Annotated in this window: 1 protein-coding gene and 1 pseudogene; both read left to right on the top strand. The window is 76.4% G+C overall.

Annotated elements, in window-relative coordinates:
* Window positions 1-1,034: phosphoribosylamine--glycine ligase (purD, locus tag AOK18_RS28150; protein WP_055696151.1), on the top strand; the 1,034-nt coding region annotated here is incomplete at its 5' end.
* A gap of 348 nt (window positions 1,035-1,382) precedes the next feature.
* A pseudogene (locus AOK18_RS28145) lies at window positions 1,383-2,598 on the top strand (hypothetical protein); the annotation flags it as partial.

The raw sequence follows: 2,598 nt of genomic DNA, 5'->3' as shown, positions 1-2,598 counted from the left end.
GCGTCGCCGACGCCGTGCGCGACGCCGGCATCCCCGCCTTCGGTCCCTCGAGGGAGGCCGCGCGGCTCGAGGGCTCCAAGGCCTTCGCGAAGGACGTCATGGCGGGCGCCGGCGTGCCCACGGCACGGTCGTACGTCTGCACGACCCCCGCCGAGGCCGCCGAGGCCCTCGACGCCTTCGGCGCGCCCTACGTCGTCAAGGACGACGGGCTCGCCGCCGGCAAGGGCGTGGTCGTCACCGACGACATCGAGGTGGCCAAGGCGCACGCCGGCGCCTGCGGGCAGGTCGTCATCGAGGAGTACCTGGACGGCCCCGAGGTCTCCCTGTTCGCCGTGACCGACGGCGTGACCGTGCTGCCCCTGAGGCCCGCCCAGGACTTCAAGCGCGCGTTGGACGGCGACGAGGGCCCCAACACCGGCGGCATGGGCGCGTACTCACCGCTGCCGTGGGCCGATCCGAAGCTGGTCGACGAGGTCGTGCAGTCGGTGCTGCAGCCGACCGTCGACGAGCTGAGGCGGCGCGGGACCCCGTTCTCCGGCCTGCTCTACGCGGGTCTCGCGATCACCTCGCGCGGTGTCCGCGTGATCGAGTTCAACGCCCGTTTCGGCGACCCCGAGACGCAGGTCGTGCTGGCCCGCCTGAAGACCCCGCTGGCCGGGGTGCTGATGGCCGCCGCCACCGGCGGCCTCGCCGATCTGGAGCCGCTGCGCTGGAGCGACGACGCCGCCGTCACGGTCGTCATCGCCTCGCACAACTACCCCGGCACCCCGCGCACCGGCGACCCCGTCACCGGTCTGGACGAGGTCGCCGCGCAGGACGCCCCGCACGCGTACGTGCTGCACGCGGGGACGCGGCGCGAGGGCGACGCGGTCGTCAGCGCGGGCGGCAGGGTGCTGTCCGTCACGGCGACCGGCGCGGACCTCGCCGAGGCCCGCGACCGCGCCTACCGCGCGGTGGCCCGCATCCGCCTCGACGGTTCCCAGTACCGCACGGACATCGCCGCGGAGGCGGCCGGAGCGGAGAAGACCGCGTAGGCACTCCCGCACGTCCCGGCGCGGGCCGGGCCGGCGGTGCAGGCGCCGCCGGGCCGTGTCACGGCCGGCACGGAGCCCCAGGGGCCCCGGATCCCTCTCAGGATCCGGGGCCCGACCCTTGCCGCCTGTCCTCCACCTTTGCCCTGAGCCATTCCATCGAGTGACCGATGGCGCTATCCGGCTGACGAGGGCCGGACCCCCAACTAGGGTGCCGCGCAAGCGTTCCGGCACTTGGCCCACCGGCATTGCGATGTCAGTGGCGGGTGCCACAGTGGGGGGAGTGGGCAACGCCGGGACGGCGTCGGAACCGTCGGGAGGGGGCGAGGCGGGGTCATGAGCGGAGGCGGCATGAGCGGTGAGGCGGGTGTGCGGGCCGCGCGTTCCCGGGCGCTCGCGGTGCTGCGCCTGCGCGGCAGGGCACTGGCCGTCGCCCTGCTGCCCGCGGCCGTCGCCGTGGTCCTGCTCGCCGGCGTCCCCACCGGTCACCTCACCGGCCCCGGCTGGGACCTCGCCCGCTGGACGCTCACGCCGCTCGCGGCGCTGGTCCTGCTCACCGCCGCCGGGGTCGCCCTGGTCGTGGTCCGTGCCCGGCCCGCGACCAGTCCGACGGTCACGATCGCCGAGGAGGCCGCCCCGGACCTGTACCGGATGGTGCGCGACCTCGCCGACCGGCTCGCGGTCCCCGTCCCCTCGGCGATAGCGCTCACCCCCGACTGCGACAGCTGGCTGGAGGACCGCACCCACCCGGCGCACGGCCGCCCCCCGCCCGCCGGGGAGCACGACGACACGGCGGTCGCGGGCCGGCACCCGCACCGCCGGGCCGTCGCCGCGCCCGTGCTGGTGATCGGCTCCCCGTTCCTGTGGTGGATGCGCGTCGGCGAACTGCGCGCGGTCCTCGCACCGGTCGTCGCCGGTACGGGGCCTTCGGCGCACCCGGACATAGCCGCCGCCCGGCGCTTCGTCCGCGGTCTCGACGCGGCGGTGGCCGTGGCCTCGGAGGACCGCCGCGGGCCGGTGTTCCGCACGGTGTTCGCGGGCGTCGGCTGGGTCGCGCGGGCGCTGCTGCGGGGCTGCCGGGTCCACGCGGCGGAGATGGAGCGCGGGGTCGCCGCGGCGGCGGCCGAGCGCGCCCAGGCGGTGGACTACGGACTGCGGATCGTCGCCCAGGAGCAGGTGGGACTGGCGTACGCGGGCTGGGACCGGCTGCTCACCCGGGTCGCGCTGCCCGCCTGGCGGATGGGCCGCTGGCCCTCGCGGCTCAACGCGGGGGTGGTGGCCGCGCTCACCGAACTGTCCCGCCGGGACCGGCTGGCCGAGGGATTCGCCTCCCGCCTCGGCGAGCGCCCCGCCTGCGACCTGCTCGAGGAGCCCGGCACGGTGGACGAGGCCACCTCCCTCCTCGCCGCCCGCCTCTTCCACGGCGGCCCCGCCGGCCGGGGACCGGACTGGTCGCCGGTCCACTGGGACGACTACCCGGAGGAGGTCGTCGACCGCAAGTGGCGCACGGACGCCGCCCGCCTCCACCGCGTCCTGGACACCCTCGGCGTGCGCCACTTGCGGTCGA

Origin of the sequence: Streptomyces prasinopilosus (genome assembly GCF_001419695.1) — a bacterium.
In the GTDB taxonomy this organism is placed as follows: domain Bacteria; phylum Actinomycetota; class Actinomycetes; order Streptomycetales; family Streptomycetaceae; genus Streptomyces; species Streptomyces prasinopilosus.
Note: the sequence above shows the minus strand (reverse complement) of the source record. Positions and strands in the feature narration are given on the sequence as shown.